Below are 14,329 nucleotides of genomic sequence, written 5' to 3' on the forward strand. Positions count from 1 at the left end.
CGCGCCGGGCCGCTTCTATCTCGGTCGCCAAACGAGGAGGACATCGGATGACGAATGTGGCGCTTACGGGTCTCGCGCGCGATCTTGAGCAGCGGGCGGAAGAGGGGCGGCCGGTGCGCATCGGCCTGATCGGCTGCGGCGAGATGGGCACGGACATCGTCACGCAGGTGGCGCGCATGAAGGGCATCGAGGTGGCGGCCATTGCCGACACGCGGCCCGAACGCGCGGCAAAGGCCATCGAGATTGCCGGACGCGCTGCCGGGAGCGCGGTGGAGGCTGAAACGGCAGGCGCGATCAGCGACGCGATCCGCGCCGGCAAGACGGCGCTTTCGGGCGATTCCCGGCTGGTTTCCGAAAACGATCTGGTGGACGTGGTGATCGACGCCACGGGCAAGCCGGCGGTGGGCGCGGAGATCGGGCTTTCGGCCATGGAGGCGGGCAAGCATCTCGTCATGATGAATGTCGAGGCCGACGTGACCATCGGCGCTTATCTGAAGCGTGAGGCGGCGCGGCTGGGCGTGACCTATTCGCTGGGCGCGGGCGACGAGCCGTCTTCCTGCAAGGAGCTGATCGAGTTCGTCTCGGCCATGGGGCACGATATCGTTGCCGCCGGCAAGGGCAAGAACAATCCGCTCAACATCGACGCGGTGCCGGACGACTACGCCGAGGAGGCGGAACGGCGCAACATGAATGTGCGCATGCTGGTCGAGTTCGTCGACGGCTCCAAGACGATGGTGGAGATGGCGGCCATCGCCAATGCCACGGGCCTCGTGCCGGACAAGCCGGGCATGCATGGCCCGGCGGCAAGCCGCGAGGAGCTTTCCAGCGTTCTCTGCCCGATTGCCGATGGCGGCGTGCTCTCGAAGAAGGGCTGTGTCGACTTCACGGTGGGCAAGGGTGTTGCGCCGGGCGTGTTCGTGGTGGCGGAGATGGACCATCCGCGCCTGCGCGAGCGCATGAACGATCTGAAGCTCGGGGAGGGGCCGTATTACACCTTCTTCCGGCCCTATCACCTGACCTCGCTGGAAGTGCCGCTCACCTGCGCGCGCGCCGTGCTCTACAACAAGGCGGACATGGTGCCGCTCGACAGGCCGGTTGCGGAAGTCTGTGCGGTGGCGAAGAAGGATCTGAAGCCCGGCGACCGGCTCGACGCGATCGGCGAATATTCCTACCGCTCGTGGATCATGACGGCGGAAGAGGCGCGTACGGTGAAGGCCGTGCCATGCGGGCTGCTTGAGGGCGGCACGGTGACGGCCCCGGTGAAGAAGGGCGCGCTTCTGACCTATGCGAATGTTGCGCCCGACGCGGCTTCGCGGCTGGTGGCGCTCAGGGCGCGGCAGGATGCGATGGTGTTCGGCGAAGGGTGATGGCGTGGGGTGCTCGCCCCTCATCCGCCTGCCGGCACCTTCTCCCCGCGTGCGGGGAGAAGGAAACGCGTCGTAACCGGAAGGCGTGTCACCTTCAATATCCCCTTCTCCCCGTTTGAGATGAGAAGGTGAGGCGGTGCCTTGCGGGTTGCTTGGGGGCCTTGAAGCTGGCGGTTTTCTTCCTTCTCCCCGCTGGCGGGGAGAAGGTGCCGGCAGGCGGATGAGGGGCCTGCGCCGATCCTCTACTTTCCCAGTTCGATGGAGCGCTTCTTGGCGGCGTCGACGGCGTCGCTTACCAGATCGAGAAGGCGGTTCTCATCCATGAAGACGGAGAGCGCGGCGGCGGTGGTGCCGTTCGGGCTTGTCACCTGCTCGCGCAGCTTGCCGGGCTCGTCATCGCTTTCTTTGGCAAGGCAGGCCGCGCCATAGACCGTCTGCATGGCGAGAAGCTTTGCGGTTTCCTTCGGCAGGCCGGCCTTCTCGCCGGCAGCCGTCAGGCATTCGATGAAGTGGAAGATATAGGCCGGGCCGGAGCCGGAAACGGCGGTGACGGCGTCCATCAGCTCTTCATTGTCGATGGTGGTGACCGCGCCGCTGGTGGCAAGCAGTTCCCCGGCGAAGGCTTTTGCCCCGTCGCTCACATTGCGGTTGGAGAACAGCACCATCATGCCCTTGCCGATGGCGGCGGGCGTGTTGGGCATGCAGCGCATAACCGCGGCATGACGGCCGAGAATTTCCTCGAATGTGGCCGTTCCGGTGCCGGCGAGAACGCTGACGAAGGTGGCCTTGTCGGCGAAGCGGGCATAGGCGGGGGCGATGTCGCGAATGACCTGCGGCTTGACGGCGAACACGATCATGTCTGCGCCTTGCTCCAGCGTGTCAACGCTGTCGGTAACCGTCACGCCGAGTGCTGCGGCGCGGGCGCGCAGGTCCGCATTCGGCTCGATCACGGTGGCGTCGCCGGAGGCGAGCTTGCCTGCCGCGATCCAGCCTTTCAGCATGGCGTAACCCATGTTTCCGCAGCCGACGAGAATGACCGATTTGCCCATGAAACTTCTCCCTTGATGATGGGAGAGGAATGCCGCGTGCGGACGGCGAATGCAACAGAAGGATGTGGGCCGGGGCGTTTTGGCGCCCCGGTCCGAACGAGTGGGCTCAGGCGCCGAACCTGCGCCCGGCGTCCAGGGCCAGGCCGCGTCCGACGGAGCCGAACATGTCGCCCTCGACCACGGAAGCGGCCGGCAGCATGCCCAGAACGCTTTCGCGCAGGAGCGGGATGGCAGACGAACCGCCGGTGAGGAACAGCGCGGTGATCCGCTCAGGCCCGATACCGGCATTGACGAGGGTTTCGCTGACGGCCTTCTGAACGCGCTCGACGGTGACGCGAATGGCGTCGTTCAGCTCGTCGCGCGTGACGGGCAGATGCAGCTTCTCCTCGGTGAGCGGAAGCTCGATGGCGCTCTCCGTCAGGTCGGTCAGCGCGATCTTCGCCCGTTCCACCTCGGCCACGGCCGCATGACCCTGCCGGTTTGAAACCACGTCGATCATACGCTCCACCAGTTCGGGCTGGGCCGCTTCGTAGCGGATCTGCCTGAGATCGGTCATCGCCTTGTTGGTGTAGAGCATGTGGATGCGCTGCCAGGTGGCAAGGTCGATGTAATATCCGGCGGGGAGCTGGCGCTTGCCGTCCTTGGTGAGCGTGCGGTAGCCGAGTTCCGGCATCAGATGGGCGATGCTCAGGAGGCGGTCGAAATCCGTGCCGCCGATATGCACGCCGTGGCTGGCAAGAATGTCGTCCTTGCGGTCGGCCTGCTTCGCGCGTTCCGAGGAGACGCGCACGACGGAAAAGTCGGACGTGCCGCCGCCGATATCGACGATCAGCGCCAGTTCCTCGCCGCTCACCTGCTGCTCGTAATCGAGGGCGGCGGCAATGGGTTCGAACTGAAACTCGATGTGTTTGAAGCCACGCCGCTGGGCCGCTTTTTCAAGCTCGTCCTGCGCGCGGCGGTCGGCTTCCGGATTGTCATCGACGAACTGCACCGGTCGGCCGAGCACGATGTTGTCGACCGGTCCGCCGAGATTGGTTTCGAGGCTGTCCTTCAGAAAATGCAGGAACGAGCCGATAATGTCGGAAAAGGCGATGGAATGCGCCTTGATGCGCGTTTTCTCGTGGATCAGCGACGATCCGAGAACGCTTTTCAGGGCGCGCAGAAGCCGGCCTTCGGCATTTTCCGTGTAGCAGGAAATGGCGCTACGGCCGAAATAGGTGCGGTTGTCCTCGAAATTGAAGAACACCGCGCTCGGCATGGTGACCTCGCCACGCTCCAGCTCGATGAGCCGTGGCTGGCCGTTTTCCATGAAACCGGCTGTTGAATTCGACGTGCCGAAGTCGATGCCGCCGCTCAGCGCTCGCATAGCTTATGTCCTTGGGGGATGTGGATCGGTCAGGGGAGCGGGACCGATACACAATCACCGAAGGGAAGTCGACAGCGGCGAAGCGTTTTGTTGGCGGGAAAGGCCGTCAGTTTTTTTCCGGCTCGCGATACTGCTCGTTCGCGTAGCCGAATTCGGCCATGACGCGGCCAAGACCGACATAGACGGGATACATGGCGGTGGAGATGGAGCCGGTCTTTGCAAGCCGGGCGGCTCCACGCAGCGGGGAGAGGGCCAGAAGCGCGAGGCTCTTGGCGAAGACACGCAGCCGGCCGAAGCCTTCGTCTGCCCGTTTCTTCTTTTCCACCAGTGTGGAGATGACGCCGTTGCGCAGCGCACGGGCGCGGATCCAGTCGCGTTCGACCCGGCGTGCCGGCACGATCTCCTGCGTTTCTGCTTCCGCCGACCATGCAAGGCGAAATCCTTTCTGGCGCGCACGGCTGAGAAAATCGGAATCGCCGCCGCCCATGAAGTTGAACCGAAGATCGAGGAAGGGGCGCGGCATTGCTTCCAGAACGCGGCGCGTCACAAGAAGATTGCCGGAGGAGTAGAGCGCTGCAACGGGGCCTGTTTCATCATAGGGCGGGGCGAAGACCGGGTGGGTCGCCCAGCGCTCATGCGCAGGCTTTTCAAAGGCCGGCACCTGCGGGCCGCCAACGATATCGGCGTCGAATTTCTCCGCCGTGGCGCAGAGGTTTTCAAGCCAGTGCGGAGAGGCGAGTTCGTCATCGTCAATGACGGCGAGATAGCGAAAGGCCGGAAATTCAGCCAGCGCGGTTTCCCAGCCGGCATTGTAGGCGCAGCAATTGCCGCGCTGATGGGCGATGATGACAATGCCGTTGAACGTGCCATCGGCAAAGAGCGGCGCGGCTGCGTCTGCGCCTTCGTGTGCTTCGGCCTCGTTTTCCATCACGATGATGGCAAAGGGGCGCGCGGTTTTCTGGGCGGCAAGCGAATGGAGCGTGTCGAGAAGCTGATCGGGGCGCTTGAAGGTGGGAACGGTGACAACGCACTCGATCTCCTGCACGCTCAGCGATGGCGTTCGCGCGACGGTTGAAACCGACTTGTCTGCCCTGTCCTGCGTCACGATCCCGCCAATGCCCCCTTGTTTCGCGCTCTATAAGCGGTGGCGGCAATTAAGGCGGCGTTAAGTGCGGCAGGTTTTTGCGGCAGGGAAATGGTGTTATGCCCGCCAAAAGTGTTTCCCCGGCTTCTCCCTTAATGAAGAGTTCATTGCTGTTTGACAGAACGTTCCAAACAGGAAAAGTGCATGCATCTGGTCTTTGCGACATCCATCGTTCCCGACGGGACGCCCAAGAGTGGCTACGAGATTGCCAATGCGGCAATCCTCGGCGCGCTGTCGCGCGCGGGGTGCCGGGTCTCCGTCATGGGCTTTGCCTGGCAGGGACGTGAGGCGCGCAACATTGCCGACGACACGGTCGTTCTGGGTGAAATGGACCCGCGCACCGAAGCGGCGGGCGGTCTTCAGAAGCTGCGATGGCTTGCCCGTGCAATGACGCGCAACATGACGTTCTCGTCCGCCAAGATGCTGCTTGCCTCGCCGGCGCAGGTTCGCGCCGCACTCGACGGCCTTGGTCCGGTGGATGGCGTCATCTTCAATTCCGTGCAGTTTGCAGGCGCATTCCGCGAGATTTTCGCCCATTTGCCGAACATCTATGTGGCGCACAATGTGGAGTATGTTTCCGCCGAGCAGAGCGCGCGCGCCGCACGCAGCCCCATTGCGCGTTTCATGTTTGGCCGTGAGGCGAAGCTTCTGAAAACGCTGGAAGCGCAATTGTGCGCCGATGCGCATTTCATCTACACGCTTTCCGAGGATGACCGGCAGGTTCTGGGCGTGGCGGATGACCGGCGCTCGGCAGTTCTGCCGCTGGTGGCGCATGCGCCGGTGGAGGTGACGGGCGATGAACGCAGGACGGATTACGACGCGGCGCTGATCGGCACGTGGAGCTGGGCGCCCAATCGCATCGGGCTCGACTGGTTTCTGGAACAGGTTGTGCCGCACCTGCCTGACGACTTTCACATTGCGGTGGCCGGTGACGCGCCGGCGAGCCTGGCGCAGGAACACCCCCGCATCGCCTTTGTCGGGCGTGTTCCCGACGCGGTGGAGTTTGTGCGGTCGGGCAAGGTGGTCCCGCTTATCAGCCGTGCCGGAACCGGCGTGCAGCTGAAGACGATCGAGACCTTTGAGCTGGGCCTGCCGAGCGTCGCCACGCAGAGCGCGCTGCGCGGCATTTCCTACAAGCCGGAGAACTGCACCCTTGCCGACGAGCCGCGCGCCTTTGCAGACGCGCTGGTGCGTGCCGCCGGATCGCCTGTCGATCTTGACGGGCGGACATTCCATGAGGAGCAGCGCAACGCGCTCGACAAGGCCGTGCTTCACGGGCTTCAGCAGTCTGGCTTTGGCCGGCAGAACGAGGCCGCATGAACGTGGATGCGCCGAACAAGATCACACCGGTGCCCGAGCGGCGCGACATTCTGGGAACGGATGTGACGGCAATTGGCCGTGACGCGGCAATTGCGATGCTGGCCGAAAGCATTGCCGAACGGCGCTTCACGCAGGTGACGTTCCTCAATGCGCACAACGCCAATGTGGCCGTTGCGGACGCGCGCTTTCGCCAGGTCCTGCCAGACTTTCTGGTGCTGGCGGATGGCGTTGGTGTCGATATCGCTTCAAAGATGCTCTACGGCGAGCCGTTTCCCGACAATCTGAACGGCACCGATTTCGTGCCGGAATTCCTCAGGCGGCAGAAGGACCGGCTGACGGTCGGCCTGCTTGGCGCGCGGCGCGACAACGCGCTTGCCGCAGCCGAGAAGCTTGCAGAGCATGCGCCGCAACACGAATTCGTCTTCCTGCATGACGGTTATTTTGACGGTGCGGAAGAGAAGGCCATCCTCGACAGGCTGGAGGAAATCCGCCCGGACGTGCTGCTTGTGGCCATGGGCGTTCCGCGCCAGGAATTGTGGATTGCCGAAAAGCTTGGGGGCGAGCATTGCACCGTGCCGATTGCCGTGGGGGCGCTTCTTGATTTTCTAAGCGGCGCGGTGCCGCGCGCGCCGCTGTGGATGCGCCGGCTGCGGCTTGAATGGCTGTTCCGGCTGGGGCTTGAGCCGCGTCGTCTGTGGCGGCGCTATGTGGTGGGCAATCCGCTGTTTCTCCTGCGGGTGCTTGGTCAGAAGCTGAGCGGCAAGGCAGGCGGAGGCTAGGCATGGGAGCGCAGCAGAACGCCGCAATCGTTACGCCCAGCTATGCCGGTGATTTCGAGCGATGCAGGCTGTTGTGTGAGAGTATGGACCGGTATGTGACCGGCTACACACGCCATTACCTGCTTGTCGCCAGTCATGATGTCGAGCGTTTTCGCGCACTGGAAACGGACCGCCGGGTGGTGGTTGACGAGCGCGATCTCTTGCCATCATGGCTGCATGCGGTGCGCGATCCGACCAGTCTTTTTCGCCGCCATGTCTGGTTGAGCACGCGGCTTGCGCCGCTGCGCGGATGGCATGTGCAGCAATTGCGGCGCATCGCCTTTGCCGAAAAGGCGACGGAAGACGCGCTTGTCTATTGCGATTCCGACGTCGTGTTCCTGAAGCCGTTCGACTGCGGCGACTTCTGGCGCGATGGCCAGATGCGGCTATACCGCAAAAGCGGCGGCATGCATTCGCTGATGGACATGGGGCACCGCGACTGGCTGGCCAATGCGGGCAGGGCGCTTGACCTTCCTGCCGGGCAGACCAGCGACCATGACTACATCACCACACTGATCGCATGGCGACGCGAAACCGTGCTGGACATGCTCAGGCGTATCGAGACGGTTCACGGCAGGCCGTGGATCAATGTGGTGGCGAGCGACCGCCGTTTCTCGGAGTGCATTCTCTATGGCCGCTATGTGGATGAGGTTTTGAACGGGGAAGGACACTTCCACGACGACCGCGCGCTCTGCCACATCTACTGGCTGGGGCCGGAGCTGGATGAAACCGGCATTGAGCGTTTCATTGCCGGGATGGAGCCCTATCAGGTGGCCATCGGCATTCAGTCCTTCACCGAGACGAGCCTGGAACCGCTGCGCCGTGTGATCGGTTAGGGTCAGTATCAGACGCGTTTGGCCGGTCTGGCCAGAGCGCGATAGGTGAGTACCATCGACAGCACGTAAAGCACCGCGAAGACCGCGTTGAGCGACAGAATGATGTCCCGTGTTTCGGTGAAGTTTTTCAGAACCAGCGAGAGAAGTGCAGCCTTGCCCAGGGCCAGAACGCCGAGATTGACCGCGCGAATGAAGGTCTGGCCGCGGGCAAAGAGCAGGTCCGCCTGATATTCGGTCAGGTTGCGCAGGCCCGGAACCGCAAGCGCCAGAATGACCAGAGGTGCTGCCTCGGCCACATTGCGCCCCAGCAGCGTGGGGTAAAACAGCAGGATCACCGCCAGCGACGCCAGCGCCAGCGTGGACACGGCGAAGATCGCGCCCTCAATGCCAAGACGCAGTTTCCAGCGGTTGAGCATTTCCGGTGCGCGCATCATGCGCTGGACGAGCAGCATGGAGAAGGAGCGGATGGGGATCGCGGTCAGGTCCACCAGCCGCATGATGATGGCGTAGATGCCGGCAAGTTGCGGGTTGCCAAGGGCAAGAACCAGAAGCTTGTCGAGCTCCATCTGCAGATAGAACAGCACTTCTGCGCCGGCCACGTAGAGCGCGTCGGGAAGGCGACGCCAGTAGAGCGCGCTCTGCAGGCGCAGGCGCTGGCGGGGGCAGTAGAACAGGAGCGCGAAGACGAGCGCCGCGCTGTTTGCCGCGAGATAGAAAACGGTCCAGGTGAGGAGGTCGCTGCTCGCGTGGAATGTGAACAGGAGGGCCGCCAGCGCGCGGATGCCGACGCTGACGATGAGAATGACGGCGGCGCGGCCGAAACGGTTGAGGCCATTGTTGACCACAATCACCGTTTCGGTGAGCCGCCAGGCAATGGCGTCGGACGCGATGACGAGCGCAAAGGGCAGAACCTTCATGTCGCCCGCAAAGAACACCAGATAGAGCGCCACGCTCGCCAGTGCGATGAGCGGCAGGGAAGCGACCGTCAGCACGAGGAAACCGGCTGCGTATGTGCCGAGCAGGCGCGGCTTGACGGTGGCGATGCGGTAGAGCGTGGCGGTGAAGCCAAGCGCCAGAATGCGACCGACCATCACGCCGGCGGCGGAGGCGGTGGCGAAAAGACCGAAATCGGCGATGGACAGGCTGTTGGCCAGAATCACGAAATAGGCGAGCGAAAAGACGAGCCTGCCCGCCGATCCGCTGATCGTGGCGAGGTAGTCCCGCAGCACCTGGCGCTGGCTGGTGATGATGTCGCGTAGCGAGATGGGGCGCCCCTGAATTCTGAGCCTGAAATGCCGGTTCTGCGGCGAGCATAAGCAATAAAACTTAATGCGCTGTTCTGCTGGCTGACGCAGGGGCAAAAAACACTTACGCAGAGCTTACCGTTAACTGTTTGTTACCTGTGCCTCTTTAGCTTGGGTTAACATAATCGCGGGCTGATGTGCCCGCTTCATCATCATTTGCGGAAGCTGCACACACGATGTTCGACGCCGAAAATCCCAACAGGAAACGGTCAAGGGAAGACGGGCGCCCGCGCTCGCTTTTGTCGATGCAGCCACCGCGTGATGATCGTGCGACAACGCAGGAAGATCTTGCGACAACGCAGGAAGATCTTGCGGACCGTTCGTCATTGACGCGCTCTGACAGGGATGCGGAAATGCGCGAGGCGCGCCGGGAGCGGGCAGCCTCGGCGGATGCCTATCTGCGTCGTGCCGAGGCGGGTGACCGCGCGCGGGACGACGTTTCCCCGAAGCGCACACAGCCTGCGCGCCGGGTCGAGGAGCCGGTTCGGAAAGCGCGCACCGCACCGAAAAAGGCCCCGCTCCACAAGCGCCTGCTCGACAGGATGTTTCCGCTGCCGGAGGCCCCGCAGCGCGGGGCGCAGACCGCAGAGCCCGCGCGTGCGCCGATGCGCGACGAGCGCGATGTGGCCGTGCGGCGAACCGTGATTGACGAAGAGCCCGAAGCCTATCGCGAGCCCATGCAGCACCGGCGCAGGCAGACCGGAAAGCGTGATGCGGATGAGCGGCTCTGGCGGCCATTGATCGATCCCGTGCGCGTGATCAGCGGGATCTTTCGCGCCAAGTGGCTCATTCTTCTGACGACGATCATCGGTGCGGTTCTTGGCGTGATGGTCGCGCTGTCGACGCCTAAAATGTATTACGCGGCAACGCAGCTCATCTTCGATCCGCGCAATCTGCAGCTGGTGGAACGCGATCTGACGCCGGGCGGTCTGCCCTCGGATGCGACGCTGGCGCTTATCGAAAACCAGGTGGCCATCATGACCTCCGGCAATGTGCTGGCGCGGGTGGTGGACGAACTGGATCTGGCGGATGACCCGGAATTCAACGGTTCGGGTGGCAGTTCCATTGTGAGCCTGCTGTTGAGCCCGCGCGCGCTCATCTCGGCGCTGCTCAGCAGCGGCGATGAGGATGGCGGCACGGCGCGGCACTCCATTGCGGTCGAGAACCTCGCAGATGCGCTGGATGTGAGCCGTAACGCCAAGACCTTCATCATCACCATTGGCGCCGAGACGGAGGATCCCGAGAAATCCTCGCTGATCGCGACGACCACGCGCGATGTGTTCCTGTCGACCTTTGGCGAGCTTCAGTCTGCAACGGCGGGCCGCGCCAATCGCGAGATCACCGAGCAGCTCACCTCGCTTCGGGCCGAAGTGGAAGAGGCCGAACGGGCCGTGGCCGATTTCAAGGCGAAGAACGACATCGTGGATGCGCAGGGGCGTCTGATCACCGATGAGGAGATCCTGCGTCTCAACGACCAGCTTTCGAACGCCAAGGCGCGCACATCGGAGCTGAATGCGCGTGCAGCGGCCGCGCGTGAGCTGAACGTGGACGAGGTTCTGGGCGGCGCACTGCCGGAGCAGATCTCTTCGCCCGTCATGACCGAGCTTCTGGCGCAGTATGCGAGCCTGCGGCAGCAGGCGGGCAGGCTGGCCGTGCGCTTCGGCCCGCGTCATCCGGAGCGGCTTGCCGTGGAAGCGGAACTCTCCGGCGCGCGTGAGGAGATCGCACGCGAATTGCGGCGGGTGACGGCATCCAACCAGGTGGAATTGCAGCGCGCCGTTCAGCTTGAGCAGGATCTGGCCGGCCAGCTCGCGCGGCTGAAGGTTCAGAAGGGCAAGCTGGCATCGGAGCAGGTGACGCTTCGCGAGCTTGAGCGCGAGGCGAATGCGAAGCGCTCGGTGTACGAATCGCTGCTCCTGCGCGCCCGTGAGACCGGTCAGCAGGAACGCCTGAACACCGCCAATGTGAGCGTGATTTCGCAGGCCGTGCCGCCGCTCGATCCGATCGGCCCGTCGCGTTCGTCGATCGCGATGGCGGGCATGATCCTTGGCTTCCTGTTCGGCGTGGGCATTGGCGCTGCCGGCGGGGCGATCCAGAGCCTGCGCGAAAACATGGCCGAGCGTCAGGCCGAGGAAGACGAAGGCGGCGAAGGCAGCCAGGGTTATGACGATCATGACCCGGAGCCTGACCCGACACCGCCCGGTGGCGGATCCTGGCGGCACGCGTCCGACGACCGGCTGCGGGATGCTGCATCAGACCGGCATTCTGGCGAATGGCGTCCGCGTTCGGGTGAGCGCTATGCAATGGCCGGTGTGGACGCGCGTGAGGATGAAGATGATCTCGACCATGCGTTTACGGCGCATATGGACGATGAGATCGATGATCTTGCCGATCGGTATGCGGAGCTACGGCACCGGGTGCGGGCGTCGGCAGCTTCGCAGCCCCAGGTTCAGCCCCAGCCCCAGCCACAGCCGCAATATGCGCCACAGCTTGCGATGCAGCCCGGCATGATGCCTGCAATGGCGCCGTTTCAGCCAGTGATGGGGCAGCCTGTGATGGGTCAGCCGGGGATGGGCCAGCCGGGAATCAACATGCCGATGATGCCGGCCTATCCCGTCTGGCAGCAGGTGCCGCCGATGGCGCAGGCTGGATTTGCGGCAGGTCCGCAGAGTGCTGGCGAGCCGTTTCATGAAGAAGACGATGGCGACGACCGCTTCAGCGAAATCCACCATCGTCTGAAAGCCGTGCGTCGCGAGGTCGATGCACTGGCCGTGCGCCGGGCAAACCGGTTCCGGTACTAGACGTTTCCGGCGTCAGGTGGTCTTGCCTGACGCTGCCGAACGGCGGGCGCGTTCCAGACAAATTCGCCTTCTTTCCCAATAACGTCGCCAAACGACGCGAAGCCGGGATTGCGGTTCTGCGTTTTCCCCATTATGCGGGCTGGAGTGCGATCCCGATGCGAGCGCCTTGGCGTGGACCGGGAGGCCGCACGCACTGACGCCTGACCGGGGAAAGACATGGCCGATATCATCGACGGAAAAGCGATCGCAGAGGATGTGGTTGCGAAGGTCAAGACGCAGACTGCGACGCTCGCCGAACACGGCGTGACGCCGGGGCTGGCGGTGGTGATCGTCGGCGAAGATCCGGCAAGCCAGGTTTATGTGGCGTCCAAGTCGCGCCGCGCCAAGGAATGCGGCTTCCATTCGGTTCAGCATTCGCTGCCGGCAGAAACGTCGGAAGACGCGCTGGTGGCGCTGGTCGAGGAACTCAACGCCGATCCGGCGATCCACGGCATTCTGGTGCAGCTGCCGCTGCCCGGGCACATCGATGAAGCGCGCATCATCCAGACCATCGACCCGGACAAGGATGTCGACGGTTTTCATTTCATCAATGTCGGCAGGCTTGGAACCGGTGCGCTGGACAGCGCCTTCGTGCCCTGCACGCCGGCGGGCGCGATGCTGATGCTTGAGCGGGTGCGCGGCAGGGACCTCTCCGGCCTCTCGGCAGTGGTGATCGGGCGCTCCAACATTGTGGGCAAGCCGATGGCGAACCTGCTTCTGGCCGCCAACGCCACGGTGACCGTTGCGCACAGCCGCACGAAGGATCTGCCGGCGCTGGCCGCGACGGCCGACATTCTCGTTGCCGCAGTGGGACGGCCGGAAATGGTTCGGGGCGACTGGGTGAAGCCCGGCGCGACCGTGATCGATGTGGGCATCAACCGCATTCCCGCGCCGGAAAAGGGCGAGGGCAAGACGCGGCTGGTGGGCGATGTGGCCTTTGCCGAAGCAAAGGAGCGCGCCGGCGCTATCACCCCGGTGCCGGGCGGCGTGGGGCCGATGACCATCGCCATGCTGATGGCCAACACGCTCACTTCCGCGTTCCGCACCGCGGGGCTTGAACCACCGGCTTTCTAGCCTCTTTCTGATCGGGACCATCTGCCATGCCTCTCCTGCCAGACAAGCCTGTTTTAGAACAATTGCCCATGGGCGAGGCGCGGCAGGACCGACGGCATTTCGCATTTTTGCTGGTCGACAAGTTTTCGATGTTTTCTCTGGCAGCGGCCATCGACACGGTGCGCTCGGCCAACCGCCTGCTCGGGCGTGACGTCTATAGCTGGGTGACCGTTTCGGCTGATGGCGAGGCGGTGATGGCGTCCAACGGACTGCCGATCAAGATCGATTACGCAGTCGCCGATCTTCCGCCTGTCGATATTCTCTTCGTTTGCGTGGGGCTCACCACCGAGTTTCCCGGCAAGAGCGTGGTGCTTGCCGCATTGCGCAGCCTTGGCCGGCGCGGTGCTGCGCTGGGTGCGCTGGCGGCGGGCTCCTATCTGCTTGCCGAGGCCGGGCAGCTTGCCGGCCATCGCTGCACGATCCACTGGGAGAACCGGGCCTCCTTCATGGAGCGCTTTCCCGATATCGAATGCACGGGCAATGTCTATGAGATCGACCGCCGGCGTTATACCTGCGCGGGCGTGACGACTTCCATCGACCTGATGCTGGAAATCGTGCGGACGGACCTTGGCGCGGATCTTGCCAATGACGTCGCCAACCAGTTTCAGCACGAGCGCATCCGCTCCGCCGGCGACCGGCAGCGCACGGGGCCGGAGCGCGACCTGACAGGCAAGTCGGAGAAGCTGAAGAAGATCGTCGAGTTGATGGCCGACAATCTGGATGAGCCTTATTCGGCGGCGCAGCTTGCCGGCACGGCGAGCCTTTCCGTGCGCCAGGTCGAGCGGCTCTTCCTGCGGCATCTGGGGATGACACCGGGGCGCTACTACATGCGGCTCAGGCTGGAGCGGGCGCGCGAGCTTCTGCGGCAGACCAACATGCCGATCCTTGATGTGGCGATTGCAACGGGCTTCACCTCGCATTCCTATTTCGCGCAGAGTTATCGCCAGCAATTCGGGCGCCCGCCATCGGAAGAGCGCCGCGCTGGTTATTGAGGGGTGGTCGGAGGCATAGAGGTGGAGCCAAGCGCCCCCGCCCTTCGACAAGCTCAGGATGAGGGCTACTGCGGTGCCGGTTCTCCCTTCATACCCACACAGTTGAGAACTTGACTACACACGCCCAAGAAACCTCGGAATGAGGCTCCCGTGCTGACTAAAAAGCGGGCATAGAGCTTG

11 protein-coding genes are annotated in these 14,329 nt (G+C 63.7%); 7 read left to right on the forward strand and 4 right to left on the reverse strand.

The features are described from left to right. Nucleotides 1-47 precede the first annotated feature (47 nt). Nucleotides 48-1,367 (forward strand): NAD(P)H-dependent oxidoreductase, encoded by a 1,320-nt coding sequence (locus ACRTG1_RS06285; RefSeq protein WP_432515925.1) that lies wholly within the window; start codon nt 48-50, stop codon nt 1,365-1,367. Between the two features lie 242 nt (nt 1,368-1,609). Here the strand turns inward: ACRTG1_RS06285 and proC are convergent, their stop codons facing one another. The 3 genes from proC to ACRTG1_RS06300 form a co-directional block, all read right to left on the reverse strand. Continuing rightward, nucleotides 1,610-2,416, reverse strand: a complete 807-nt coding sequence (gene proC / locus ACRTG1_RS06290; RefSeq protein ID WP_206544623.1) for a pyrroline-5-carboxylate reductase — start codon at nt 2,414-2,416, stop codon at nt 1,610-1,612. A 106-nt stretch (nt 2,417-2,522) separates the two neighbouring features. Further along, nucleotides 2,523-3,782 carry an Hsp70 family protein gene (locus ACRTG1_RS06295; protein WP_206546975.1) on the reverse strand — a complete coding sequence of 420 codons (1,260 nt, stop codon included), beginning with the start codon at nt 3,780-3,782 and terminating at the stop codon, nt 2,523-2,525. Nucleotides 3,783-3,888: 106 nt separating this feature from the next. Further along, nucleotides 3,889-4,887 (reverse strand): glycosyltransferase family 2 protein, encoded by a 999-nt coding sequence (locus ACRTG1_RS06300; RefSeq protein WP_206993904.1) that lies wholly within the window; start codon nt 4,885-4,887, stop codon nt 3,889-3,891. A 183-nt stretch (nt 4,888-5,070) separates the two neighbouring features. On the opposite strand from ACRTG1_RS06300, the gene ACRTG1_RS06305 reads away from it, so the two are divergent. The 3 genes from ACRTG1_RS06305 to ACRTG1_RS06315 are packed head-to-tail and all read left to right on the forward strand — an operon-like array spanning nt 5,071 to nt 7,900. After that, a complete protein-coding gene (locus tag ACRTG1_RS06305; protein WP_432515926.1) occupies nt 5,071-6,246 on the forward strand; it encodes a glycosyltransferase in 1,176 nt (391 codons plus the stop codon). Then, nucleotides 6,243-7,025, forward strand: coding sequence for a WecB/TagA/CpsF family glycosyltransferase (locus tag ACRTG1_RS06310; RefSeq protein ID WP_297564146.1), 783 nt, complete (start codon nt 6,243-6,245; stop codon nt 7,023-7,025). Before ACRTG1_RS06305 ends, ACRTG1_RS06310 begins: the two co-directional genes overlap by 4 nt. A 2-nt stretch (nt 7,026-7,027) precedes the next feature. Then, nucleotides 7,028-7,900, forward strand: coding sequence for a DUF6492 family protein (locus ACRTG1_RS06315; RefSeq protein WP_113154213.1), 873 nt, complete (start codon nt 7,028-7,030; stop codon nt 7,898-7,900). Between the two features lie 8 nt (nt 7,901-7,908). On the opposite strand, the gene ACRTG1_RS06320 is transcribed toward ACRTG1_RS06315, so the two are convergent. Further along, nucleotides 7,909-9,129 (reverse strand): lipopolysaccharide biosynthesis protein, encoded by a 1,221-nt coding sequence (locus ACRTG1_RS06320; RefSeq protein ID WP_394855531.1) that lies wholly within the window; start codon nt 9,127-9,129, stop codon nt 7,909-7,911. A 251-nt stretch (nt 9,130-9,380) separates the two neighbouring features. On the opposite strand from ACRTG1_RS06320, the gene ACRTG1_RS06325 reads away from it, so the two are divergent. From ACRTG1_RS06325 to ACRTG1_RS06335, 3 genes are all read left to right on the forward strand, one after another. Beyond that, entirely contained in the window at nt 9,381-12,005 is a 2,625-nt protein-coding gene (locus ACRTG1_RS06325; protein ID WP_432515927.1) for a GNVR domain-containing protein, read from the forward strand. Between the two features lie 216 nt (nt 12,006-12,221). Continuing rightward, nucleotides 12,222-13,118, forward strand: a complete 897-nt coding sequence (folD, locus tag ACRTG1_RS06330; protein ID WP_113154215.1) for a bifunctional methylenetetrahydrofolate dehydrogenase/methenyltetrahydrofolate cyclohydrolase FolD — start codon at nt 12,222-12,224, stop codon at nt 13,116-13,118. 68 nt (nt 13,119-13,186) lie between these two features. Beyond that, the gene (locus ACRTG1_RS06335) at nt 13,187-14,149 is read left to right on the forward strand and encodes a GlxA family transcriptional regulator (protein ID WP_113154216.1); all 963 of its coding nucleotides are present in this window, start codon (nt 13,187-13,189) and stop codon (nt 14,147-14,149) included. Nucleotides 14,150-14,329 lie beyond the last annotated feature (180 nt).

It is taken from the genome of Nitratireductor sp. PBL-C9, assembly GCF_050877045.1.
Taxonomy (GTDB): domain Bacteria; phylum Pseudomonadota; class Alphaproteobacteria; order Rhizobiales; family Rhizobiaceae; genus Nitratireductor; species Nitratireductor aquimarinus.